The following is a 22,727-nucleotide window of genomic DNA, read 5'->3' on the forward strand; positions in this document are numbered from 1 at the left end:
CTTACCAGCCGCGCTCCGCCAAGCGGTGAGGAGCTGGTAAGTCGCTTACGTTGATGCCAACCATCGCCTCGCCCAAGCCGCGGCTAACTTCGGCCAAAACTGCTGGGTCGTTGTAGAAGGTGGTCGCCTTCACGATGGCCTTAGCGCGCTCGGATGGGTTTCCAGACTTGAAAATGCCTGAACCAACGAAGACTCCGTCGGCACCCATTTGCATCATGAGTGCGGCGTCTGCAGGAGTTGCAACACCACCCGCAACAAACATGACAACTGGAAGCTTGCCGGTAGCAGCAACTTCACAAACCAAATCGTATGGTGCCTGAAGTTCTTTGGCAGCCACATAGAGCTCGTCTGGGTTCTTGGCAGCAAGTGCGCGAATCTCAGAGCTGATGGTTCGGATGTGTTTCATGGCCTCAGAGACGTCACCGGTTCCGGCTTCACCCTTTGAACGAATCATGGCGGCACCTTCGGTGACGCGGCGAAGCGCCTCACCGAGGTTGGTTGCACCACAAACAAATGGCACGTCAAACTTCCACTTATCAATGTGGTTCACGTAGTCAGCTGGGCTCAGAACCTCAGACTCATCGATGTAGTCAACACCCAACTGCTGAAGAATTTGGGCCTCAACGAAGTGGCCAATGCGGGCTTTTGCCATAACTGGAATCGAAACTGCGCTGATAATTCCGTCAATCATGTCTGGGTCAGACATGCGTGATACGCCGCCCTGGGCGCGGATGTCGGCAGGAACTCGCTCCAAAGCCATAACCGCGACTGCACCGGCATCTTCGGCAATTTTTGCCTGCTCTGGTGTGACCACGTCCATGATCACACCGCCCTTCATCATTTCGGCTAGGCCGCGCTTGACTAGTGGGGTTCCGGTGTTTGGGCGTGATGATTTAGATTCAGTCATAGTGCAATTCTAAACTGCCCACCGCGCTGACCTATTCCGGTTATTGCGTTATTGACTTCGAATTACGAAACCGAAGACCAAGCCTCAGCGATTTGTTCTCTAACTTCACCGAGTAGGCGAGGCAACGCTTTAGTCTCGGCAATGATCGGAAAGAAATTTGAGTCGTTGCGCCAGCGCGGGACGATGTGCTGATGAAGGTGTGATGCTATTCCAGCTCCAGCAACCTCTCCTTGGTTCATACCGAGATTGAATCCATGGCAATTCGATACTGCTTTCAGCACCCGCATCGCCTGCTGGGTAATGCTGCCAATCTCGGCAATTTCGTCTGGTGTGGCCAGATCGTAGGTCGAAATGTGACGGTACGGGCAAACCAGTATGTGGCCAGAGTTATACGGAAATAGGTTCAAAAGCGCGTAGGCGTGCTTCCCGCGGAAGACAATCAGCGATTCCTCATCTGGGCGCTCTGGTCCAAGGCAGAAAGGACAATCTTCATCGGCAGGCTGTTGGCCATTTTGAATGTAAACCAACCGATGTGGGGTCCAGAGGTGCTGAAAAGAATTTGGTACACCGGGCAAATCTGCCGAGTTCTCCAACCCTCTCCCCTCGTTCATCGCTAAACCTGAACCTTGTCTTCGATGGCTTTCAGAATTCTCTGAATTGCCTCAGCTACTGGAATGCCATTCTCCTGCGAGCCATCACGGAATCTGAAACTAACAGCCCCAGCAGCTTGATCCTCGCCACCGGCAATAAGCATGAACGGCACCTTGTTCATGGTGTGGTTTCGAATCTTCTTCTGCATACGGTCGTCAGAATCATCAACCATCACGCGAACGCCATGCTTTCTTAGTTCAGTGGCGATCTCGTGTAGATAGTCTGAGAATGCCTCGGCGATTGGAACACCAACTACCTGAACCGGCGCCAACCAAGGCGGGAAGTGGCCAGCATAGTGCTCGGTTAGAACGCCAAAGAATCGTTCAACCGAACCAAACAGCGCTCGGTGAATCATGACCGGCCGCTGCTTTGTGCCCTCTGCAGTGGTGTACTCAAGGTCAAAACGCTCTGGAAGATTGAAGTCCAACTGAATTGTTGACATCTGCCAGGTTCTGCCGATTGCATCGCGGGCCTGCACTGAAATCTTTGGGCCATAGAAAGCTGCGCCGCCTGGGTCTGGTACAAGTTCAAGGCCGGAATCAGCGGCAACCTTCTCAAGTGTCGCGGTGGCAGTTTCCCAAATTTCATCGCTACCAACGAACTTAGGATTTCCTAGTTCTCGGGTTGACAACTCAAGGTAGAAGTCATTCAGACCATAGTCCTTCAGCAAACCGAGGACAAAGCCCAGAACATCCGTTAGTTCCTGTTCCATGTTTTCTTGAGTGACGAAAAGGTGAGCGTCGTCTTGGGTTAGTCCACGTACGCGGGTCAATCCGTGCAGAACACCGCTCTTTTCATTGCGGTAAACAGTTCCAAATTCAAACATTCGTAGCGGAAGATCACGGTATGACCTTGGCTGGCTGCGGTAAATCAAAATGTGGAACGGACAGTTCATCGGCTTTAGGTAGTAGTCCTGCCCAGCCTTACGAATGGTGCCATCTTCGTCGCGCTCTTCGTCCATGCGAATAGGCGGGAACATGCCGTCTGCATAGGTCTGCAGGTGTCCAGAAATCTCAAACAGGTTGCTCTTAGAAATATGCGGGCTGTAAACGAAGTCGTAACCAGATTCTTCGTGTCTCTTGCGGCTGTAATCTTCCATGACACGGCGCATGATTCCGCCCTTTGGGTGGAACACGGCTAAGCCAGACCCTATTTCCTCAGGAAAGGAGAACAGGTCTAGGTCGACACCCAGGCGCCGGTGGTCACGACGCGCTGCTTCTTCCAATCGCTCTTGGTGCGCTCGGAGTTCATCCTTGCTCGGCCAGGCGGTTCCATAGATTCTCTGAAGCTGTTTGTTGTTTTCGTTGCCGCGCCAATAGGCAGATGCAACTCGGGTAAGTGCAAATCCATTACCAATCATGCGGGTGTTTGGGAGGTGCGGTCCACGACAAAGGTCACGCCACACTGTCTCGCCCGATTGTGGGTCAACGTTGTCATAAATCGTCAGGTCTCCTGCGCCCACCTCGGCACTACCCTCACCGAGATCTGACCCCTTTAGTCCAATCAACTCGAGCTTGTATGGCTCGTTGGCAAGTTCAACGCGAGCGTCTCCGTCATTAGTAACTCGGCGAACAAAACGCTGGCCTGAGCGAATGATTCGCTCCATTGCCTTCTCTAGGCCCTTTAGGTCTTCTGGTGTGAATGCTTCGAGAACGTCAAAGTCGTAGTAAAAGCCATCTTTAATTGGAGGGCCGATTCCGAGCTTGGCTTCAGGATTGATGTTTTGGACAGCCTGAGCGAGGACGTGTGCAGCCGAGTGGCGAAGTATGTTCAAACCATCAGGCGAGCTGATTTCAACAGCCTCGACGGTGTCGCCGTCCTTGAGTCGATGGGCAAGGTCACGGAGCTCACCGTTGACACGCTGGGCCACGACTGTGCGAGAGGTGAAAACCTTGAAGCCATCGGAATTTGGCTCGAGCTCGACTGATAAACCATCGACTACGACGCTGAATTTGGACACGAGAACCCCATCTGACTGAAATAACTGTCTCATTCTACTTTGGAGCAGCTCGGAGCCCGCCTAGGCCCACAAACGCGCCTTTAGCGACGCCCTGAAAGTTATGCTTGAACAGTGAGTATTTCTAGAGATTCCAGAGTCGTTCTAATTGGCGCAGGTGTGATGAGTGCAACTTTGGGCACTTTCATCAAATTGCTTAGTCCGTCAACTCAGATTCAGGTCTTTGAGCGACTACCGGATGTTGCTTTGGAAAGCTCAAACCCTTGGAATAACGCTGGCACCGGTCATGCGGCGCTTTGTGAACTTAACTACATGCCTGACTCGAAGGATGGGTCTCTGCCATCTGCGGCCAAGGCTGAGTCCATCAATGAGCAGTTTCAGCTTTCTCGTCAGTTTTGGTCGTATCTAGTAAACCAAGGGATTCTCGGCGATCCTGACACCTTTATTCACTCCACGCCTCACATGACATTTGTCCGTGGCGCCAAGGATGTTGACTACCTAAGTCGACGTTTCCAGGCTTTGAAGGACCTTCCGCTCTTTGCAGGAATGAAGTACTCGGAAGACGCAAAGGAAATTGCTAAGTGGGCTCCCCTTCTAATTGACGGTCGAAATTCAGATGAACCAATTGCGGCAACCTACATCGAATCTGGAACAGACGTTGATTTTGGCTCAATCACACGCCAGCTGTTTGGTTTTCTCAAATCTAAAGGCGTTGAAGTTCGCACTTCAGCCGAAGTCTCCTCCTTGGTTCGAACCCAAGATGGTGATTGGCAACTCGTCGTTACAGATACAACTACCGGACAGAAGTCGTATTCACGAGCAGACTTTGTTTTTGTTGGAGCTGGTGGTTGGGCGCTGAAGTTGCTGCAGAAGTCAGGGATATCCGAGGCCAAGGGATACGGCACATTCCCAGTGGGCGGTCAGTGGCTAAAAACCGACAATCCTGCGGTTGTGGCCAAGCACCAGGCCAAGGTTTACAGCCAGGCCAGCGTTGGTGCGCCACCGATGTCGGTACCTCACCTAGACACCCGTGTGGTCAATGGCAAAGCCAGTCTGCTGTTTGGCCCTTACGCGACGGCCAATCCAAAATTCTTGAAGAACGGTTCCGTTTGGGACTTGCCGAGTTCCATTCGTCCAGCCAATCTAATTCCGTATTTGGCAGTTGGCTTGGGCAACGTTCCACTAATCAAGTACTTGGTTGGTGAGCTGGCTAAATCCAAGCGCAAGAAGTTTGAATCGCTTCTTGATTTCTACCCGAAGGCCAACGAATCGGATTGGGAGCTACTCAACGCGGGTCAGCGGGCCCAGGTGATCAAGAAGGACCGAAAGAAAGGCGGAGTGCTTCAGTTTGGAACTGAGGTCGTCACTGCCAACGACGGTTCGGTTAGCGGGCTTCTGGGAGCCTCACCTGGTGCCTCCACTGCCGTTCACGTCATGCTTCAGGTCTTGCAGCGTTCATTCTCAGCAGAGTTTGATTCATGGCGCCCAAAGTTGCAGGAGATCATCCCAAGTTTTGGAAGCAGGCTAAGCGACGATCCAGCGTTGGCCAAGGCCTCCTTAGCCGCAACGGCAAGGACTCTGAAACTTCGCGGATAGCCCTTAAGCGAAAAACCCGTCCAATGGACGGGTTTTTTGTTTGAAGCTCTTTATCGTGGTCGATACTGGGATCGAACCAGTGACCCCTTCCATGTCAAGGAAGTGCGCTACCGCTGCGCCAATCGACCATTTTGTTTTGTTTTTGTGGAGGTGGAGACGGGATTTGAACCCGTGGGTTTACAGCTTTGCAGGCTGTTGCTTTGGGCCGCTCAGCCACTCCACCATGCTTTCACGAGGCTTACGCCCTACTGCGAGCGGATGACGAGATTCGAACTCGCGACCCCAACCTTGGCAAGGTTGTGCTCTACCAACTGAGCCACATCCGCGTGCCTTCTTTCGAAGACTTAGATACTCTAACCCAAGTTTTTCGACTTCGCAAACTCAAGCCAGAGTGTGTCTAACCTTTCCAGGTCCAACGAGGGTCAGACTCGGAATATGCGTTTTCTCCGTGCAAAACAGAGTCAACTCCCGCGATCTCATCGGTTGATGTAACGCGGAAGCCAATGGTCTTCTGAATAGCCCAACCGATGGCATAGGACACAGTGAATGAGAAAACCAGAACAACCGCGGCACCGATTGCTTGGCGTCCAAGTTGCTCAGCGCCGAAGCCTAGGAAAAGACCAACGTTGGTGCCGAAAAGACCAATGAAGAGGGTTCCAACCAGGCCACCGACAAGGTGGATACCGACTACATCTAGAGAGTCGTCAAAGCCGAGTACAAACTTCAGTTCAATTGCTAGGGCACAAACGACACCGACAATGACGCCAAGTAGTAGTGCCCAAATTGGCTCAAGGTACGCGCAGGACGGCGTGATTGCCACGAGTCCGGCTACGGCGCCCGATGCGGCTCCAATAGAGGTTGGTTTGCCGTGAGCAAGCTTCTCGTAGGTAATCCAGCTCAGCATTGCGCCTACAGGTGCTGCCAGTGTGTTTACGAACGCGAGGGCCGCAACGCCATCGGCGGCAAGTTGCGAGCCAGCATTGAATCCCAGCCATCCGAACCAAAGAATCGCAGCACCGATGATGGTCAGTGGCACATTGTGAGGTGCGTGCATACCCTTTGTGAAACCAAAGCGCTTCCCCAGAACCAAGGCCAGGGCTAGAGCTGACGCTCCTGAGGCGATTTCGACGACTGTACCTCCCGCGAAGTCCATTACGCCAATGTTGTAGACCAGCCACCCACCATCGACAACTTTTCCCTCCTCGACCGTGAAGTTGAAAATCCAGCTCGCGACAGGGAAATAGACCAGCACCGCCCAAATTCCAGCAAAGATCATCCAGGACCCGAACTTTGCTCGGTCGGCGATTGCCCCGGAGATTAGTGCAACGGTGATGATTGCGAATGTGCCCTGGAATCCTGCGAAGGCTAGGCCAAAGCCGTCTCCCCCCTTGGCCAGAGCAATTTCTGTGCCAAGGAAAAGGCGTTCAAAGTCAATACCGAACACGCCGTCGATTCCAAAATAACTGCCAGCCCCGGCGTTGCTGAAGCTAATTGCGTAACCAAAAATCACCCACAACACACCGATTAGCGCGATGGAGCCGAAGCTCATCATCATCATAGAAACCACGCTCGAGGCGCGCACCAGCCCGCCGTAGAAAAAGGCAAGCCCAGGTGTCATGAAGAGCACCATGGCCGAGCAGATGATCAAAAACATAGTGGTGTTTTGGTGGAGCATTTACTACCTCTCGAATAACGCACCAAAGGAGGGACTCTCTTTCGAGAGCCCCTCCGAGGTGTTGCTAATAGGTGTTACTAACCTCGGTCAGCACCGAAAGCGTAAGCCTCTTCACCGTGAACTACGGTGTCGATACCTGCGATTTCGTCTTCTGCCTTTACGCGGAATCCCATGGTCTTTTCAATTGCGAAGCCGATGATTAGTGAGATAACGAAGCTGTAAACAAGTACCGCTACCGCACCAAGTGCCTGCATCGCGAACTGGTGCCAGCCGAAGCCAAAGGCTGCGCCTACACCGTTTCCGAAGATACCGATCCAAAGGGTTCCAACGATTCCACCGACTAGGTGGATACCTACGACGTCTAGTGAGTCGTCGAAGCCCAATGAAAACTTCAGGTCAACAGCTAGAGCACAAAGCGCACCGGCTACTAGGCCCAGGAGAATTGCATAAACAGGGTCAAGAGACGCACAGGCTGGAGTAACTGCTACCAGACCGGCGATCGCACCTGAACCAGCACCGATTGAGGTTGCCTTGCCGTGCTTGATCTTCTCGATGATGATCCAGCCGAGCATCGCAGCAGCAGGCGCCGCAAGGGTGTTGATGAAGGCGATTGAGGCAATTCCGTCAGCAGCAAGCTCTGAACCCGAGTTGAATCCGAACCAACCAAACCATAGCAACGCAACACCAAGCAGGGTCAGTGGAACGTTGTGAGGCTGGGTGATTCCCTTGCTGAAGCCAAAGCGCTTACCCAAGACAATGGCCAGAGCCAAACCGGCTGCACCAGCGTTGATGTGAACTGCGGTACCACCTGCGAAGTCAATTACTCCTAGGCCGTAAACAATCCAGCCACCGTCAACAACCTTGCCGTCTTCAAGTGTGAAGTTGAATACCCAGTTTGCAACTGGGAAGTACACAACAGTTGCCCAGATACCTGCGAAGACCATCCATGCGCCGAACTTGGCACGGTCAGCAATGGCACCCGAAATCAGGGCCACGGTGATGATTGCGAAAGTTGCCTGGAAGGCTACGAAAGCCATCGAAGGGAATGCGCCAGCAGGAGCTGCAGCATCTGCAACCTGAGCTTCAAGCCCGAGGAATGAGGTATCGATACCGAACCATCCATCGATACCGATGAAGGTGTCGACTCCCCCGTTAGCAAATGCGATGGCGTAACCGTAAAGGACCCAAAGTACTGCAATCAGTCCGAGTGAGCCAAAGCTCAACATCATCATGCTTACAACGCTCTTGGCCTTGACCATACCGCCGTAAAAGAACGCCAAACCTGGCGTCATTAGTAGAACTAGTGCCGCTGAAATTAGCACGAATGCCGTGTTTCCTTGATCCACTTGTTTACCTCTCTCTAAGAAAACAAATTGTCACCAAGAGAATCTTGGCTACGTAGAGAGTTTGGCTCACTCAGATTTCACGCGATAACGAGAAATGTTTCGTGTTTGTAAAAAGTCAGGCGCTGGTCAGGGCACCGATGCGTGAAACGGCTCGAAGGTACTTTTTGCGGTATCCGCCTGATAAATACTTGGGTGCAAAGACGTCCGTTAGCGGGTGTCCGGTCGCGCGAATTGCTACCTGCGCCTCATAGGCACGGTCAATAAAGGCAACAAGTCGAAGGGCGTCAACCTGGTCATCAAGCTGATGCACGCTTTCGATGGCTAGTGCACCAAGCCCCTCAAGCAAAAAGCCATAACGCGATGGGTGGATTGTTGATAGATGTTTCAGCAGCGCTCCGAAATCAACAATTCCAGTCTGAGTGTTGACTCGTGATTGCAACCAAGCCTCAAGTTCAAATTGCGAAGTTGACACTGGCTCGAGAGTTACTGGGCGATGGCGGTGGTCCTCGCCGTCAATTCGAACCATTTCAAACTGGTTCGAAATACCCAATATTTCGCGCTGGAAGTCCGCTGCGGCGAATCTACCCTCACCTAAGGCATTCGGTGGAGTGTTTGACGTTGCCGCGAAACGAACACCTTTGGGTGCCAACTCGTTTAGCAGTCGAGACATCATCATGGTGTCACCCGGATCATCGAGCTCAAACTCATCGATGCACAGAAGTTGGAACTTGCCTAGGGCCTCTACTGCTCCAGCAAAACCGATTGCTCCAATCAGACTGGTGTAGGCAATGAAGCTTCCGAACGCTTTTGCCCCTCGAAACTCGTGCCAGATTCCTGCCAGTAGGTGCGTCTTTCCCACACCAAAGCCACCGTCTAAATAAACACCGGGAGGCGGGGTCTCGCGACGGAAGAGTTTCTTTGCCCCAGAAGCTCCCAGAAAGACTCGTGCTCGATCTAGTGCGTGTTGCTGGCTTGGATACTCGGCGTGCGGGACGTAGTTAGCGAGGCGTGCCTCCGTGAATTCACGAGGGGGCGCCAACTGGGCTAGCAACTGGCTGATACTTGGTTCTGGCTGGCGCAAAGTAATGTTCACAAACGCAGCGTGGTCGATTGCCAATTATTACCTATCGGTTGGTCCAAGGCTCCGAGCGAGTTAACCTTGTTAGAGACACAAAAAGTCTAATCAACCTCCAGAAAGAGTTTCATCCCATGACGATTGAATTCGACCAGACAGCCAAGTTCGCAGAGTACGCCGATCCATCGGTGTTGGTTTCTACTGCATGGCTGGCGAACAACCTAAACCGCGAGGGACTCGTTGTTGTTGAATCAGATGAAGATGTTCTTCTGTATGAAATTGGACACATCCCCGGCGCAGTCAAAGTGGACTGGCACACCGAACTAAACGACACAGTTCTTCGCGACTATGTTTCTGACGAGGAGTTTGCCGCGCTCATGTCACGCAAGGGCATCTCGCGTGACACCACGGTTGTCGTCTACGGAGATAAAAGTAACTGGTGGGCTGCCTACGCAATGTGGGTGTTCAAACTGTTTGGCCACCCGGATGTTCGCCTACTTGATGGCGGACGAGAGGCGTGGATTGCTGAAGGTCGCGAATTGACCCGCGAGGCTACCCAAGTTACCCCTGCCGAGTATCCGGTTGTAAAGCGCGACGACAGCACCCTCCGTGCTTTCCGCGATGATGTTCTAGCGCATTTCGGTAATCCCCTAATTGATGTTCGCTCAACAGAGGAGTACACCGGTGAGCGCACCCACATGCCTGCATACCCTGATGAGGGTGCGCTTCGTGGTGGCCACATTCCATCAGCTAAATCTGTCCCTTGGGCTCGTGCTGCTGGCGAGAACGGTGTGTTCAAGTCTCGTGCTGAGCTTGAGGAAATTTATCTGGATGAAGCCGGCTTGAAAGCTGGCGACAATGTGATCGCATATTGCCGCATCGGTGAGCGTTCGAGTCACACCTGGTTTGTTTTGAACTACCTCCTGGGCTTCGAGAATGTTCGCAACTACGACGGTTCGTGGACTGAGTGGGGCAGCTTGGTTGGCGTGCCAATCGTTAAGGGCATCGAGCCTGGTCTAGCGCCTGCGGCTAAGTAGAGTCCTTCCGTGCAAAGTGTTGATGAAATAGTTGAAGATTTCAACGCAGTGGGCGTAAACGACCGCTTGACCCTACTGCTTGAGTATTCCGAGGCGCTACCAGAGCTTCCGGCAAGATACAAGGACCACCCAGATTTACTGGAACGCGTAGAAGAGTGCCAGAGCCCAATTTTCCTTTTCGTAGAGGTCGATGACGCCAAGTTGGTGCACCTGTTCTTCACCGCACCAGCCGAGTCTCCTACAACTCGCGGATTTGCATCGATTCTGCATTCCGCTCTTGATGGGCATTCGGTAGAAGAGGTGCTAGCGGTCGATGACGATTTTCCGTCGCGTATCGGTCTTTCCGCCGCGGTCTCCCCGCTGCGCATGAGGGGTATGCGAGGAATGTTGGCCCGCATTAAGAGGCAAGTCACCGAAAAGTCAGCCTAGAGCTGTGATTTTTTCAGACCACCCAGAATTATTTGAACTCCAACCTGGCTGGAATGTCGCTATGGTCATCTCACCAAATGGCTTAACTGCAGACCCTAGTGGCTCATCCGACGGCATTAGCAATCGTGAAGATCGTGCGATGCTCGGTTACCTCAGGAGTCAATCCGACTTGATTGTCACCACTGGGGCTACCGCTCGAGCTGAAAATTATCGAAGTTCAAAGTACGCTCCCCTAGCTATCATCACCACGGGCAGTGTTGACCTTTCAAGCATTCCTGCGATGCAGGATTCGAGTATTTTTTCCCACTATCTAATTACGACCAAGCCGAATGCACGACTTGCAAAGTTCACCAACGTGCCCGAAGAGCATGTGCTCGTTGTAAGGGATTTGCAGGCAGCCTTTTTGGCCATCGAAAACCTTATCTCAGTCAATCCAATCGCAAAAATTCTGTTTGAAGGTGGCCCATTGGTTACCCAAGAGCTGCTGAGATTCAAACCTGAGACAAGGTTCATCTTGACAGTTTCGGGCGTGTCCCCGGGTGCGATAGAAGTGGCTGAAACATTTGTACAGAATCGGTTCGGAACCGCACTCAGCGATCGTCCAAGCATATCGATGCAAACTACCGTAAACAGCTACTTAGTTTTGCCCTAAGCGGCATTACTGCCTACGCTGCGGCGTGGCAACGGGTACCGGCTAGGTCAAATGTCTAGTCTTTAATCAATGATCGAGTTTGACGTCCCATCCGATGCCCCTGCTGAATTCCGAGTAGCCCTCGAGTCGCTTAAGCATGCCGCAATTCGGAGTGAAATCGACGTTGAAACCATCCCAGCACCACCTGCAATCGCATCTCATGCGATCACATTTAAAGCAAACATCAAAGAGAACCTAACCGGTGTTGAGGGTGACGCGGGTACAGGACGTTTTGTCATGCTTTGGGAGCCAGAACCCCAGGAGGCATGGGCGTCACGATTTAGAGTCGTCATTTTCGCCAAGTCGCCGCTTGAAACCAACATCGGTGCTGACGAAGAAATCAGTGATGTTGTTTGGGCATGGCTCAATGAGGCCCTCCAGAACCGGCACGCTGAGTTTGGTGCGATTGCTGGAACTGCTACCAGAATTATGTCTACTGGATACGGTTCACTAAGCGCGCAGCATGATCACGCTGAGCTGGAACTTCGTGCGTCTTGGTCACCGTTGACCACAGATATTGCCGGCAGCTTCGAAGCGTGGTTGGACCTTATCTGCATCATGTCAGGATTCCCAAACCTACCTGCAGGGATATCTACTATTGACTTCTCGGGTCGTCGATGAACGACCAAGAGCAAGTTGAACTTCCTCTGCTCAAAAGTGCCCGGGCAAGTGTCGTTTTTGTCGACAATCAGGAGCTGCTCAATGAAGCGGTTGCGGTTCTGGCAAATGCCTCGGGCCCATTCGCTCTCGATGCCGAGCGAGCTTCTGGATTTAAGTATTCTCAGCGTGCGTACCTTATCCAAGTGCACCGATCAGGAACACCGATTTACCTAGTTGACCCGATCGCGATTAGCCCTGAGTTTTCAACGGAACCCTTCAGAGAATTAGCCGAGTTGCTTTCTCAGGACGAGTGGGTTCTTCACGCCGCAAGCCAAGACATTCCCTGCCTTTCCGAGCTTGGGTTTAGTCCGGTCTCACTGTTCGACACTGAACTAGGTTCCAGAATCGCAGGTCTACCTCGCGTGAGCCTCGGAGCCGTCTGTGAGCACTTTCTGGGTCTCCGGTTAGCAAAGGAACATTCTGCGGTGGACTGGAGCACTCGCCCGCTTCACGCGGACTGGCTGAACTACGCTGCATTGGACGTCGACGTTCTGCTTGAACTTCGCGAGAAATTGGAAGTTGAACTCGAGACATTGGGCAAGCTCGACTGGGCTCGCCAAGAGTTTGCAAATACTGCAAGGATGAAACCCAAGCCGCCAAAGGCCGACAAATGGCGCTCCCTTACTGGTCTGAGTGCTCTTAAAGATGCCCGAAAGTACGCAGTAGCAAAGGCGATGTGGGAGGCAAGAGAATTGCTAGCAATAAAGCTAGACGTCTCACCTGGCCGCCTAATTCCTGATTCTGCGATCGTGCACGTTGCAAACACACTGCCCAAGTCGCGTCCTGAGTTGGCGGGCGATCGTGCCTTTGTTGGCCGTGCCAGTAGGTCATACATCGACACTTGGTGGACCGCCGTGGAGAATGGTCTCAAGTCTCGTGACTTACCACCTATCAAGGTGAAGACCGAGGGAATACCTAATCACCGCACTTGGCCGGGGCGTTTTACCGACGCAGACAACAGACTCAAAGCTGTCAAGCCTGTGCTGCAAGAGCTTTCGGAGTCGCTCAAAATTCCTGCCGAGAATCTCATAACACCGGACTTCGTTCGTCAAGTCTGTTGGGAGCCACCTGTGGAGGCAAGTGCCTATGCAATCGGGCATTTCCTAGCAACTCTTGGAGCTAGGCAGTGGCAGATAGATTTGGTCGCTGAACCGATTCACTTGGCCATTTCGGCCGTGAGCCAAGGCGACGAGGACTAAACGCCGGCAATAAATCGCGGAACAAGCCAGAAACTAGTGGGAGTTCAGCTCAGCTGAACTGCTTGAACCATCCTGGAGTGGTCTTGCATGCGGAACCTTAGACCCCACAACCTGGGCAACAATGTCAATTGCAATGCTCTGTGCCGTCAACCCAACTCGTTCTAGGATTTCGTCGCGCGAAGCGTGTTCAAGGAATTCGTCCGGCAGACCAACCTCGTTTAGAGCTGTGTCTACCTGCGCCGCACGCAATGTTTGTCTGATTCGCGTGCCAACGCCACCAACCTTGATGCCGTCTTCGATTGACACTACCAATCGGTGTTCAGCAGCCATTGAAACCACTGACGGTGCCACCGGAACCACCCACCGCGGGTCGAGAACCGTTGCACCGATACCCTGGGCGGCGAGCAGCTCAGCCACCTTCAACGCGGTTGTTGCCATAGCTCCGACGCTCACGATCAAAACGTCCTTGCTTGGGGCTTCTGATAGGACGTCAACGCCGTCTTCGGTTCGCCGGATTGCAGGTATCTCAGCTCCGACTGACCCCTTAGAGAAACGAACTACTGTCGGTGCATTGTCTACAGCTACCGCCTCGTTGAGTTCCTCTCGAAGGCGTAGGCCGTCTCTTGGTGAAGCAATTCTTATGCCCGGCACAATCTGAAGAACTGAGAGATCCCACATACCGTGGTGGCTCGCTCCATCGGGACCTGTCACACCAGAGCGGTCCAAGACAATTGTTACGCCAGCTTTGTGAAGGGCAACGTCCATAAGGACCTGGTCGAATGCTCGGTTGATGAATGTCGCGTAAACGGCAACCACCGGGTGGAGACCACCGAAAGCCATACCCGCGGCAGACGTGACGGCGTGCTGCTCAGCAATACCGACATCAAAGACTCGGCTTGGATACTTCTTTGCAAACTTATCGAGCCCAACAGGAATCAGCATGGCACCAGTAATTCCGACAACGCTTGGGTTCTGGTCGGCGATGGTTACAATCTCATCTGCAAACACCGATGTCCACGATGCGCCTGAGGACTTCTCCAGCGACTCCCCTGTTTCTGGGTCAATCTTTCCCACCGCGTGGAACTGGTCGTCGATGTTTAGAGCCGCAGGGTCGTACCCGCGACCCTTTTCGGTTATCGCGTGCACGATCACTGGAGCCGCGTACTTCTTCGCCTGACTCAAAGCCTGTTCCATGGCAACAATGTCGTGACCATCTACCGGGCCGATGTACTTTATGTCTAGGTTTGGAAACATACCCTTAGGTGCAAAGGTGCTTAGCAAGCCTTTTCCTGCGCCTCTTGCTGCTGAGTAAACCAGACGACCGATCAGGCCAAATTTGTAGAACAGCTTCTTACTTAGTTTGTAGAGCCTTCTGTAGTTTGCATCAGTCCTGACACCGTTTAGGTATCTGGCAAGTCCACCGATGGTCGGCGCGTATGAACGGCCGTTGTCGTTGACAATAATGACCAGTTTTCGGTCGTTGTCATCGGAGATATTGTTTAGTGCTTCCCAGGCCATGCCGCCGGTCAAGGCTCCATCACCAATTACAGCAACGACATACCGATCGTCTTGCTTGGTTAGTTTGAATGCCTTGGCAATACCGTCAGCCCAAGAGAGTGAAGACGAGGCGTGGGAGCTTTCAACGATGTCGTGCTCTGACTCGCTTCTCTGCGGGTATCCTGCGATTCCGTCTTTTTGACGTAGTGAGCTCAGATCCTTGCGGCCGGTAAGTAATTTGTGAACATAGGACTGATGACCCGTGTCAAAAATAACCGCATCACGTGGTGAATCAAAAACACGGTGGATTGCCACAGTTGTTTCGACTACGCCAAGATTTGGTCCAAGGTGACCACCCGTTGCCGAAACCGCCCCTACTAGGTAGGTGCGAATTTCGTCACAAAGCCGCTTTAGCTCGGGTGCGCTTAGCGAATCAAGGTCGCGAGGTCCGGAAATCCGCTCTAACAAAGTCATAACTCTTAAAACTCAAGCTGCGCTTGAGTTATTCCTTAAGCAACCAGGCTACGAAGTACGTACTGGAGAATTCCTCCGTTGCGGTAGTAATCCGCTTCACCAGGAGTGTCAATGCGTACCACAGCATCAAACTCAACGGTAGGCTTGCCCGCTGCCGAGTGAGATGACGGCTTAGCGACTACGCGAACTGTCTTTGGAGTAGTTCCGGCATTCAATTCTTCAATGCCGGTGATCTCAAACTCTTCAGTACCATCAAGCCCGAGTGAATCAGCTGTTTGACCTGCAGGGAACTGAAGTGGCAATACACCCATTCCGATGAGGTTGCTTCGGTGAATACGCTCAAAGCTTTCGGTAATGACCGCGCGGACACCCAACAGGCTTGTTCCCTTGGCAGCCCAGTCACGCGATGAACCGGATCCGTATTCTTTGCCACCGAGAATTACCAGTGGGGTTCCCTGTGCCTGGTAGTTACTCGAAGCGTCATAGATAAACGCCTGGGGCCCCTCTGCCTGGGTGAAGTCACGGGTGTAGCCGCCTTCGACGTCATTCAGAAGCTGGTTGCGTAGGCGAATGTTGGCAAAAGTTCCGCGAATCATTACCTCGTGGTTTCCGCGACGTGAGCCATAGCTGTTGAAGTCCACGCGAGAGATTCCGTGTTCAGTCAGGTACTGACCCGCCGGAGAGTCAACCTTGATCGAACCAGCAGGGCTGATGTGGTCGGTGGTGACCGAATCGCCAAGCTTGGCAAGAACGCGGGCGCCCTTGATGTCCTTCACAGCATCTGGAGTAATCTTCATGCCGTCAAAATATGGCGGCTTGCGAACGTAGGTCGACTTGGCGTCCCACTCAAAAACATCGCCCTTTGGAGTCGGAAGAGACTTCCATCGGTCGTCGCCCTCGAATACGCCTGCATACTGAGTCTTGAACATGTCCGAGTTAATTGACTCGTCGATGGTCTTCTGCACTTCTTCGGCAGTTGGCCAGATGTCGCGCAGATAGACAGGCTGACCGTCTAGTCCCTCGCCAAGTGCGTCGGTCTCGAAGTCAAAGTCCATGGTTCCGGCCAGTGCGTAGGCAATTACCAGGGGCGGCGAAGCGAGGTAGTTCATCTTGACGTCTGGGCTAATTCGACCCTCGAAGTTGCGGTTTCCAGAGAGTACAGCGGTGACGGCAAGATCATTGTGGTTGATCGCCTCTGAAATCTCGTCAGACAGTGGGCCTGAGTTACCAATGCAGGTTGCACATCCGTAACCGACCAGGTTGAAGCCAAGAGCGTCTAGATCCTTGGTAAGGCCAGCTTTGTTGTAGTACTCAGTAACAACCTTTGAACCAGGTGCTAGCGAGGTCTTGACCCATGGCTTAGCCGTTAGGCCCTTCTCAACTGCCTTGCGAGCAACTAGACCGGCCGCAAGCATCACTGATGGGTTAGAAGTGTTGGTACAAGAAGTAATCGACGCAATTGCAACGTGACCGTTGTCCATTGCAAATGATTGACCCTTAACCGCTGTTGGCTTTGAGGCCTGGGCTGAATATGTAGGCAAGACAGACTCAAACGACTCCTTGGCCTTGCTCAGCACAATTCGGTCCTGTGGGCGCTTTGGACCCGCGATTGAAGGAACGACGGTGCTCAGGTCCAGCTCTAGGTACTCGCTGAAGCGAGGTTCGATGCTTGGGTCGTGCCAAAGCCCCTGAGCCTTTGCATACGCCTCGACGAGATCGATCTGCTCTTGTGGACGCCCAGTGACACGAAGGTAATCAAGGGTGACTTCATCGATCGGGAACATAGCGGCAGTTGAGCCGAACTCTGGGCTCATGTTGCCGATGGTTGCACGGTTTGCAAGAGGAACTGATGTTACGCCAGCACCGTAGAACTCTACGAACTTGCCAACCACACCGTGCTTACGCAGCATCTCGGTGATGGTTAGAACAACGTCGGTGGCGGTTACGCCGGTTGAAATCTGGCCAGTCAATTTGAAGCCGACTACCTTCGGGATAAGCATAGACACCGGCTGACCTAGCATTGCTGCCTCGGCCTCGATTCCACCAACACCCCAGCCTAGAACTCCAAGGCCGTTGACCATCGTGGTGTGTGAGTCGGTACCCACGCAGCTATCTGGGTACGCCTGAAGTTCACCATTTACTTCACGCGCCATTACGGTACGAGCAAGGTATTCGATGTTCACCTGGTGCACAATGCCGGTGCCCGGTGGAACTACCTTGAAGTCGTCGAATGCAGTTTGACCCCAGCGAAGGAACTGGTAACGCTCTCCGTTGCGGTTGTATTCAAACTCAACGTTGCGCTCAAACGCGTCTGGCGAACCAGCAACGTCGATCTGAACTGAGTGGTCGATTACCAATTCAGCTGGTGCAAGTGGATTGATGCGCTTCGGGTCGCCTCCGAGTTCAGCAACGGCTTCACGCATGGTAGCCAAGTCGACAACACAAGGAACGCCGGTGAAGTCCTGCATGATTACGCGGGCTGGGGTGAACTGGATTTCTACATCGGGCTCGGCTGTTGGATCCCAGTTGACCAAAGCGTTGATGTGGTCTGCAGTGATGTTGGCACCATCTTCGGTACGCAATAGGTTCTCAAGCAGAACTTTAAGGCTGTAAGGAAGGGTCTTCGCGTCGACTGAATTGAGCTTGAATATGCGGTATTCCTGAGAACCAACCTTAAGAAGGTCAGCGGAACCAAAACTGTTGACTTTAGACATGTGTCTTCCTTACTATTTGCGCCATCGCTACTAGAAATTTACCACTATTGACGTGAACGAATTGTTTCGCGGGTGAGTAACCAAGTGGTCCATAGCAAAAACGCGTACAACGGTACGCCCATTGCTACCCTAAAGAAGCCAAGGGCCGCAAGTTGATCGGTTAGATACAGGGGAACTTGAACGAGTAGCCTCGAGGCGAAAAGTCCTACCCAAAGCAGAGTCACTAGCTGAAACCGGCGTAAAATAGCCGGTTCGTGCCGCCACGACATGTCGGTTTTCGCGGTCAATACTGAGATTAAGAGTCCGACGACAGGCCAGCGAATTAGAACCGAAACTAGAAGCACCGCAAAATAGATGCTGTTGGAGATGAATCCTTGGATGAAGTAATCCGCGGGTTGACCACCCTCGCGAAGCGGTAGGTATGCAGAGATGGCGATTCCGACGGAACCCGCAATTGCCTGAGTCAGGGGCTTTTTTCGAATGATTTGGATTAGAAGTGAGACCGCAGAGAGTGAAGCTGCCGTAATCACAGCTACCACTGCATTGTTCGTTATTGACAGCAGAATTACGAAAACGGTAGCCGGGACAATGGCCTCGAAAACTCCGAACCAACCACCGAGTGCACCTAGAACGCCTTTTGAAGTCAGAGAGTAACCCTCGTCTGTTTTTGATACCCCTAGCTGGCTGGGTTGTTCTTTCGGCACCTAGAGGCTCCTTGGTGGCGCAACGGTTCCGCCGGGCATTTTTAGCGGCAAAAGGTCCTTTGGTGGCAGTGGAATATCGCCACGAGCCACGATTACCGACCGGAATAGGTCGTCAATGTCGGCTGCTGCCATCGGATCATTAATTGCAGCTCCACCAACAACACCGCGCAAGAACCACTTTGGGCCGTCCACGCCGATAAAGCGCGCTATCCGAAAACCTGCTGCGTTTCCAGCCTCATCCATCAGCGGGATGCGGGCCAGTAATTCAGGACCAAGAGAACCGATCCGCTCTTCGGCCTGACCACCCTGGGTGGTGATTGATTGCTGCATTCCAGATCTAATTTCGTGCCAAATGCCCTCTGATTTTGGCGCAGCGAAGGCTTGCAGCTGGACTGAGGAGCCGTTCCACTCGAGGGTAACTGCGACAACGCGTTTTGAACCTTCCTCGACGTCCAAGCGCATTTGTAGACCTTCGCGAGGAGGAACTCGCATAGAGCCAAAGTCGAGATACGGACTTACGTCTGTGACCTCAGAAACGTCGAATGGGCCTGCGGAATGACGGTCCACAGGAGCGGACTTACCGTTTGAATATGAAGCCGTCATGACTAGTTGACACCCGTCGATCCAAATCCAGCATCGCCACGGTGGCTCTCGGGTAGCGTCTCCACTCGGATAAAGTTGGCACGCTCCACCTTCTGGAACACCAGTTGGGCGATGCGGTCTCCGGCGGTGATTGAAAAGTCCTGCTCCCCCGTGTTGTAGAGATTTACTGCGATCTCCCCGCGGTAACCGGCATCAACGGTACCTGGCGTGTTCAGAACCGTAATTCCGTGCTTAGCAGCCAATCCTGACCGTGGGTGTACCAAACACACATAGCCATCTGGCAGGGCGATAGAAACACCGGTTGGAACCATTACTCGACCTCGTGCTGGTACAACTGTGTTAATCCGGGACCTCAAATCGGCACCGGCGTCACCGGGCTGGGCATAGGCCGGGAGCATTTGATCGTCACAAACTATAAGTACAGGCAATTGATTGTTCACGGTTAGAGCGTAATCTAAAAGGGTGATGACTTCGCTAAAGACAAGCTCGGCTATTCGCTTCGAGGAGAGGGTTTACCCGAGCGTTGGTGCCTTCGGTGCATCACTGATGGTTTGGCCGACGATTTGGCTAGCCTTGGCCCCACTAAACAGCACACTGGGGGCAGTGCTCGGACTTGTGCTGAACCTAGGCGTAGTAGCCCTGATGTACTTCGGTGCACCAATGGTTGTCGTAACCGACGACGAAATTTCTGTCGGTAGGGCAAGAATCCAGTTGTCGCTGGTTGCCGAACCGAGGAAAATTACTAAAGAGGAGCGTCGTGCCGAGATTGGGCCGAAGCTAAATGCTCGCGCTTATCTACAGTTGCAGGCAACTGTGAAAGAAATGGTGCGGGTCAAGGTTCTCGATGATTCGGATCCGACACCGTACTGGATTTTTTCAACCCGAAACGCTGACGAAGTCTGCAGGCTCATCAAGGGTTAGCAAGTAGGTACTTGCTACTCACACTCAACGCAGATTTGGCCAAACTTACCTTTACGCGCAGAAAGTAGCGAGTGGTGCTTCACGATGAAGCACTCACTGCATGTAAATTCGTCATCCTGCGGTGGCAGTACAACAACGTCGAGGTCCTCGGAGACTACATCCGGAATTGAAAAGCCTTCACCGTGTTCTTCGTCAACGTCGACGACACCGGAAAGCTTGTCTGGAATACGCTCCTTGATTGCCTCGATTGACTCGTTATCGTCATCGTTCTTTCTAGGTGCGTCGTAATCGGTTGCCATCTGGCTTGCCTCTCGTTTGCATATCTAAGCGTGCATAGTGTGCAACAGAAAACCGAAGATAGCAAACCTGCAACGCCGAAAACACAAAACGTGTCGCATCTAATTTTCGGCACACCATTTCGAATCTCGGTGAAACACCAACTGTGATGCCAAACTTTCAGTTGGAGGCATTTCAATGGAAGACATTAGATTTATCGAGGCCGAGGGCGATTTCTTAGTTCTCGAGTCCACCGATGGCCAGCGCTTTCGATTGCTAGCCGATGACCAGATCAGGTCAGCGCTTAGACGCGAGGATGCGCCAAAGTTGGACGCCGTGAAAATGACCCCTCGTGAAATTCAGGATGCTGTCCGAGACGGTGAGGACATCGCCAGCCTTGTTGAGCGTTCCGGCGCAACTTTCGATTTCGTTGAGAAGTTCGCGGCACCGGTAATCGCTGAATTGGCCCACATTATTGATTCGGCCCTCACTGTGAGACTAGGCATCGTCGTTGATCGTGATCACACGACTGTTGAGTTTGGTGAAATGATGTCGGCAAGGATTCATAATCTGGGTGCGGCCACTATTACCTGGAAAGCAAAACGCAGCGACCTTGGGATTTGGCACCTGGCAGCTGAGTATGAACTTCCAAACGGCTCTTCCACCGCAGTCTGGTCATTTGATCCGAAGCGGCTAGCACTTTCACCAGAGAACGAAAATGCAATCAATTTGACGAATAACGAAGCGCAAAAGAGTTCGTCCGCACCGGCTGCTTTTGCAAATCCTATTCTTAAGGTTGTCGACCAGCCGGCTAGCGAAGTCACTGAGGTTTTAAGTGCTACACCTGTCGAGAATGTTGCGAGCCTTCCCGCAGTTGAATCTCGGGCGTCCGCAGCAGATGTCGTTCCGGAACTGGCATCTAGTAAGACCAAGCGTCCTGCAATGCCTGCACCAGCAGAGCCTTTGAGCGCTACCGCCGACCTGCTCGAGGCTCTTCGCAGAAAGCGGACCGAGCGGAGCGAAACTCAAGAGACATCGGCGATTCAAGAGCCGGCAGTTCTTAATGTTGATAACGAAGTGACCGAAACTCAAGTAATTTCTGAAGCAGAGGCTTCCCCGGTAAAAAAGGGCCGTGCCAGCATGCCTAGCTGGGATGAAATTGTATTTGGAACCAAGACCGACGACTAGAGGTATTGGGCAAATCTAAGTAGTGGCACAGCAGTCTCTTCGGGGCTTAGTCCACCGTGCTGCCCAATCATCTTTAGGCTTTTTGGTTTCGCGAACCCACGATGATAAACCGCAGACTTCGCACTGGCCAGCAAAAATAAGTCCGGTAACCGGCCGTGAAAGTTGGGTAGGACCTCTCCATACCAACCAGCTTCTATAACCTGTTCTTTTGTCAGTACGGTAGCCCGCGAATCAAGCGATCTTTGGAGGGCATCTCTAACCGAATTCAAGTCTGTATCAGGTTCAAAATAAAGAAAATTGACCCGCGGATCACCGCCAACGAACTTCAAACCGCTTAGGTCTTGGTTGAACTCATCCAAGTAAATGTGCTTCGACTCGTCCACGTCTATGATTCCATGATCCGCTGTTAGCAGCACCCCCGAGCGATTTCCCACCCGAGAAACAAAATCGTTCGTTAGGCCATCGAGTTCCTCGAGTTTTTGTCGCCAACGGTCAGAATCGGCACCGTACGCGTGCGCCAATTGATCTAGCTCGGGGACATATACGTAAACCAGATTTCCCTGCGATGAGTTCAATAACTTATAGGCTTCGGCAAATCGGTCTTCGATCGACTTGGCCGCAATAAACGTTGCGTCGGGCATAGTGGCCTTGGTGAAGCTGGATGTGGCGTACTCCCCCGGACCAATTGAATAGCACTTAACTTCGGCTATTTTGGCCTGGGTTGACACTGTCTCGTGCGTCTGCCAGTTTCTGACAGCTTTGGAGTCCATCCCAGTAAGAAGATTTACTGAGGCTGAGTCCCGGTTGTCCCAAATTTGGTAGCCCACGATACCGTGCTGGCCGGGTAGAACTCCGGTGGCAAAACTTGTAATAGCCGATGCTGTGGTGCTCGGGAAAACTGTCGATAGTTTGGAACCGGTTGCTCGTGACAAAAATTTGGCATAGCCGCTGTTTTCGTTGAGATTGTGGTGACCCAGCCCATCGACCAAAATGACGCATGAGTTTTTTACTCGTCGCAGTCCTAGCCGATTGTTTACACCAGTTATTGAACCAAGTGCCGAAACAAAAACGTCTGACAGCCTCCCGAAGGATTTAGGAAGGGAAGGTAGCATCGAAGGCATCACCCC

General features: G+C 52.6%; 21 protein-coding genes and 3 tRNA genes. 8 read left to right on the top strand and 16 right to left on the bottom strand.

The features are described 5' to 3' along the window. Window position 1: 1 nt before the first annotated feature. From pdxS to thrS, 3 genes are all read right to left on the bottom strand, one after another. Window positions 2–907, bottom strand: a complete 906-nt coding sequence (gene pdxS / locus FFA38_RS03305) for a pyridoxal 5'-phosphate synthase lyase subunit PdxS (protein ID WP_138275386.1) — start codon at window positions 905–907, stop codon at window positions 2–4. A gap of 62 nt (window positions 908–969) precedes the next feature. Next, the gene (locus tag FFA38_RS03310) at window positions 970–1,518 is read right to left on the bottom strand and encodes an HIT family protein (protein WP_138275387.1); all 549 of its coding nucleotides are present in this window, start codon (window positions 1,516–1,518) and stop codon (window positions 970–972) included. Window positions 1,519–1,520: 2 nt separating this feature from the next. Next, complete coding sequence (thrS, locus tag FFA38_RS03315) at window positions 1,521–3,551, bottom strand: threonine--tRNA ligase (protein ID WP_138315520.1); 2,031 nt, start codon at window positions 3,549–3,551, stop codon at window positions 1,521–1,523. 78 nt (window positions 3,552–3,629) lie between these two features. Here thrS and mqo point away from each other — a divergent pair, with 78 nt between their 5' ends. Next, window positions 3,630–5,111: a malate dehydrogenase (quinone) gene (mqo, locus tag FFA38_RS03320; RefSeq protein ID WP_419247545.1), complete on the top strand. Its 1,482-nt coding sequence runs from the start codon at window positions 3,630–3,632 to the stop codon at window positions 5,109–5,111. A 56-nt stretch (window positions 5,112–5,167) separates the two neighbouring features. Here the strand turns inward: mqo and FFA38_RS03325 are convergent. The 6 genes from FFA38_RS03325 to zapE form a co-directional block, all read right to left on the bottom strand. Beyond that, window positions 5,168–5,239, bottom strand: a tRNA-Val gene (locus tag FFA38_RS03325). A gap of 17 nt (window positions 5,240–5,256) precedes the next feature. Further along, window positions 5,257–5,334, bottom strand: a tRNA-Cys gene (locus FFA38_RS03330). 30 nt (window positions 5,335–5,364) lie between these two features. Then, window positions 5,365–5,437 (bottom strand) — tRNA-Gly (locus tag FFA38_RS03335). Between the two features lie 71 nt (window positions 5,438–5,508). Next, complete coding sequence (locus FFA38_RS03340) at window positions 5,509–6,786, bottom strand: ammonium transporter (protein WP_138315521.1); 1,278 nt, start codon at window positions 6,784–6,786, stop codon at window positions 5,509–5,511. A 77-nt stretch (window positions 6,787–6,863) separates the two neighbouring features. Continuing rightward, window positions 6,864–8,132: an ammonium transporter gene (locus FFA38_RS03345; RefSeq protein WP_138275391.1), complete on the bottom strand. Its 1,269-nt coding sequence runs from the start codon at window positions 8,130–8,132 to the stop codon at window positions 6,864–6,866. Window positions 8,133–8,247: 115 nt separating this feature from the next. Then, window positions 8,248–9,249, bottom strand: coding sequence for a cell division protein ZapE (zapE, locus tag FFA38_RS03350; protein WP_253786203.1), 1,002 nt, complete (start codon window positions 9,247–9,249; stop codon window positions 8,248–8,250). 92 nt (window positions 9,250–9,341) lie between these two features. Here zapE and FFA38_RS03355 point away from each other — a divergent pair, with 92 nt between their 5' ends. The 5 genes from FFA38_RS03355 to FFA38_RS03375 all read left to right on the top strand — a co-directional run bounded on the left by FFA38_RS03355 (window position 9,342) and on the right by FFA38_RS03375 (window position 13,223). Further along, window positions 9,342–10,244, top strand: a complete 903-nt coding sequence (locus FFA38_RS03355) for a sulfurtransferase (RefSeq protein ID WP_138315522.1) — start codon at window positions 9,342–9,344, stop codon at window positions 10,242–10,244. A gap of 9 nt (window positions 10,245–10,253) precedes the next feature. Then, window positions 10,254–10,673, top strand: a complete 420-nt coding sequence (locus tag FFA38_RS03360; protein ID WP_138315523.1) for a SufE family protein — start codon at window positions 10,254–10,256, stop codon at window positions 10,671–10,673. A gap of 4 nt (window positions 10,674–10,677) precedes the next feature. Beyond that, on the top strand, window positions 10,678–11,325 hold the full coding sequence (locus tag FFA38_RS03365; RefSeq protein WP_138315524.1) for a dihydrofolate reductase family protein: 648 nt from the start codon (window positions 10,678–10,680) through the stop codon (window positions 11,323–11,325). Window positions 11,326–11,394: 69 nt separating this feature from the next. Then, a complete protein-coding gene (locus FFA38_RS03370) occupies window positions 11,395–11,985 on the top strand; it encodes a DUF3000 family protein (protein WP_138315525.1) in 591 nt (196 codons plus the stop codon). Continuing rightward, window positions 11,982–13,223, top strand: a complete 1,242-nt coding sequence (locus FFA38_RS03375) for an HRDC domain-containing protein (RefSeq protein WP_138315526.1) — start codon at window positions 11,982–11,984, stop codon at window positions 13,221–13,223. Before FFA38_RS03370 ends, FFA38_RS03375 begins: the two co-directional genes overlap by 4 nt. Window positions 13,224–13,256: 33 nt before the next feature. Here FFA38_RS03375 and dxs read toward each other — a convergent pair whose 3' ends face one another. Genes dxs through dut form a run of 5 tightly spaced genes read right to left on the bottom strand, consistent with a single transcriptional unit; the run spans window position 13,257 to window position 19,613 of the window. Next, a complete protein-coding gene (gene dxs / locus FFA38_RS03380) occupies window positions 13,257–15,194 on the bottom strand; it encodes a 1-deoxy-D-xylulose-5-phosphate synthase (RefSeq protein WP_138315527.1) in 1,938 nt (645 codons plus the stop codon). Between the two features lie 35 nt (window positions 15,195–15,229). Beyond that, on the bottom strand, window positions 15,230–17,908 hold the full coding sequence (acnA, locus tag FFA38_RS03385; RefSeq protein ID WP_138315528.1) for an aconitate hydratase AcnA: 2,679 nt from the start codon (window positions 17,906–17,908) through the stop codon (window positions 15,230–15,232). Window positions 17,909–17,952: 44 nt separating this feature from the next. Then, window positions 17,953–18,612 (bottom strand): DUF3159 domain-containing protein, encoded by a 660-nt coding sequence (locus tag FFA38_RS03390; RefSeq protein WP_138315529.1) that lies wholly within the window; start codon window positions 18,610–18,612, stop codon window positions 17,953–17,955. Beyond that, window positions 18,613–19,215 carry a DUF3710 domain-containing protein gene (locus FFA38_RS03395; protein ID WP_138315530.1) on the bottom strand — a complete coding sequence of 201 codons (603 nt, stop codon included), beginning with the start codon at window positions 19,213–19,215 and terminating at the stop codon, window positions 18,613–18,615. Window positions 19,216–19,217: 2 nt separating this feature from the next. Then, window positions 19,218–19,613, bottom strand: coding sequence for a dUTP diphosphatase (dut, locus tag FFA38_RS03400; RefSeq protein WP_138315998.1), 396 nt, complete (start codon window positions 19,611–19,613; stop codon window positions 19,218–19,220). Window positions 19,614–19,680: 67 nt separating this feature from the next. On the opposite strand from dut, the gene FFA38_RS03405 reads away from it, so the two are divergent. Further along, window positions 19,681–20,136 (top strand): DUF3093 domain-containing protein, encoded by a 456-nt coding sequence (locus tag FFA38_RS03405; RefSeq protein WP_138316339.1) that lies wholly within the window; start codon window positions 19,681–19,683, stop codon window positions 20,134–20,136. Window positions 20,137–20,150: 14 nt separating this feature from the next. On the opposite strand, the gene FFA38_RS03410 is transcribed toward FFA38_RS03405, so the two are convergent. Next, entirely contained in the window at window positions 20,151–20,435 is a 285-nt protein-coding gene (locus FFA38_RS03410) for a DUF4193 domain-containing protein (RefSeq protein ID WP_138275402.1), read from the bottom strand. A 175-nt stretch (window positions 20,436–20,610) separates the two neighbouring features. Here FFA38_RS03410 and sepH point away from each other — a divergent pair, with 175 nt between their 5' ends. Then, entirely contained in the window at window positions 20,611–21,600 is a 990-nt protein-coding gene (sepH, locus tag FFA38_RS03415) for a septation protein SepH (RefSeq protein ID WP_138315532.1), read from the top strand. Here sepH and FFA38_RS03420 read toward each other — a convergent pair. Continuing rightward, on the bottom strand, window positions 21,597–22,721 hold the full coding sequence (locus FFA38_RS03420; RefSeq protein WP_138315533.1) for an alkaline phosphatase family protein: 1,125 nt from the start codon (window positions 22,719–22,721) through the stop codon (window positions 21,597–21,599). The genes sepH and FFA38_RS03420 overlap by 4 nt on opposite strands. Between the last annotated feature and the right edge of the window lie 6 nt (window positions 22,722–22,727).

This window comes from Rhodoluna limnophila (assembly GCF_005845365.1).
GTDB classification, from domain to species: domain Bacteria; phylum Actinomycetota; class Actinomycetes; order Actinomycetales; family Microbacteriaceae; genus Rhodoluna; species Rhodoluna limnophila.

What these genes read in the sequence shown, in the direction of transcription:
- pdxS (WP_138275386.1), bottom strand. Translation starts at nt 907, where the DNA reads ATGACTGAATCTAAATCATCACGCCCAAACACCGGAACCCCACTAGTC.
- FFA38_RS03310 (WP_138275387.1), bottom strand. Translation starts at nt 1,518, where the DNA reads ATGAACGAGGGGAGAGGGTTGGAGAACTCGGCAGATTTGCCCGGTGTA.
- thrS (WP_138315520.1), bottom strand. Translation starts at nt 3,551, where the DNA reads ATGAGACAGTTATTTCAGTCAGATGGGGTTCTCGTGTCCAAATTCAGC.
- FFA38_RS03340 (WP_138315521.1), bottom strand. Translation starts at nt 6,786, where the DNA reads ATGCTCCACCAAAACACCACTATGTTTTTGATCATCTGCTCGGCCATG.
- FFA38_RS03355 (WP_138315522.1), top strand. Translation starts at nt 9,342, where the DNA reads ATGACGATTGAATTCGACCAGACAGCCAAGTTCGCAGAGTACGCCGAT.
- FFA38_RS03370 (WP_138315525.1), top strand. Translation starts at nt 11,395, where the DNA reads ATGATCGAGTTTGACGTCCCATCCGATGCCCCTGCTGAATTCCGAGTA.
- FFA38_RS03375 (WP_138315526.1), top strand. Translation starts at nt 11,982, where the DNA reads ATGAACGACCAAGAGCAAGTTGAACTTCCTCTGCTCAAAAGTGCCCGG.
- dxs (WP_138315527.1), bottom strand. Translation starts at nt 15,194, where the DNA reads ATGACTTTGTTAGAGCGGATTTCCGGACCTCGCGACCTTGATTCGCTA.
- acnA (WP_138315528.1), bottom strand. Translation starts at nt 17,908, where the DNA reads ATGTCTAAAGTCAACAGTTTTGGTTCCGCTGACCTTCTTAAGGTTGGT.
- FFA38_RS03395 (WP_138315530.1), bottom strand. Translation starts at nt 19,215, where the DNA reads ATGACGGCTTCATATTCAAACGGTAAGTCCGCTCCTGTGGACCGTCAT.
- dut (WP_138315998.1), bottom strand. Translation starts at nt 19,613, where the DNA reads ATGCTCCCGGCCTATGCCCAGCCCGGTGACGCCGGTGCCGATTTGAGG.
- FFA38_RS03405 (WP_138316339.1), top strand. Translation starts at nt 19,681, where the DNA reads ATGACTTCGCTAAAGACAAGCTCGGCTATTCGCTTCGAGGAGAGGGTT.
- FFA38_RS03410 (WP_138275402.1), bottom strand. Translation starts at nt 20,435, where the DNA reads ATGGCAACCGATTACGACGCACCTAGAAAGAACGATGACGATAACGAG.
- sepH (WP_138315532.1), top strand. Translation starts at nt 20,611, where the DNA reads ATGGAAGACATTAGATTTATCGAGGCCGAGGGCGATTTCTTAGTTCTC.
- FFA38_RS03420 (WP_138315533.1), bottom strand. Translation starts at nt 22,721, where the DNA reads ATGCCTTCGATGCTACCTTCCCTTCCTAAATCCTTCGGGAGGCTGTCA.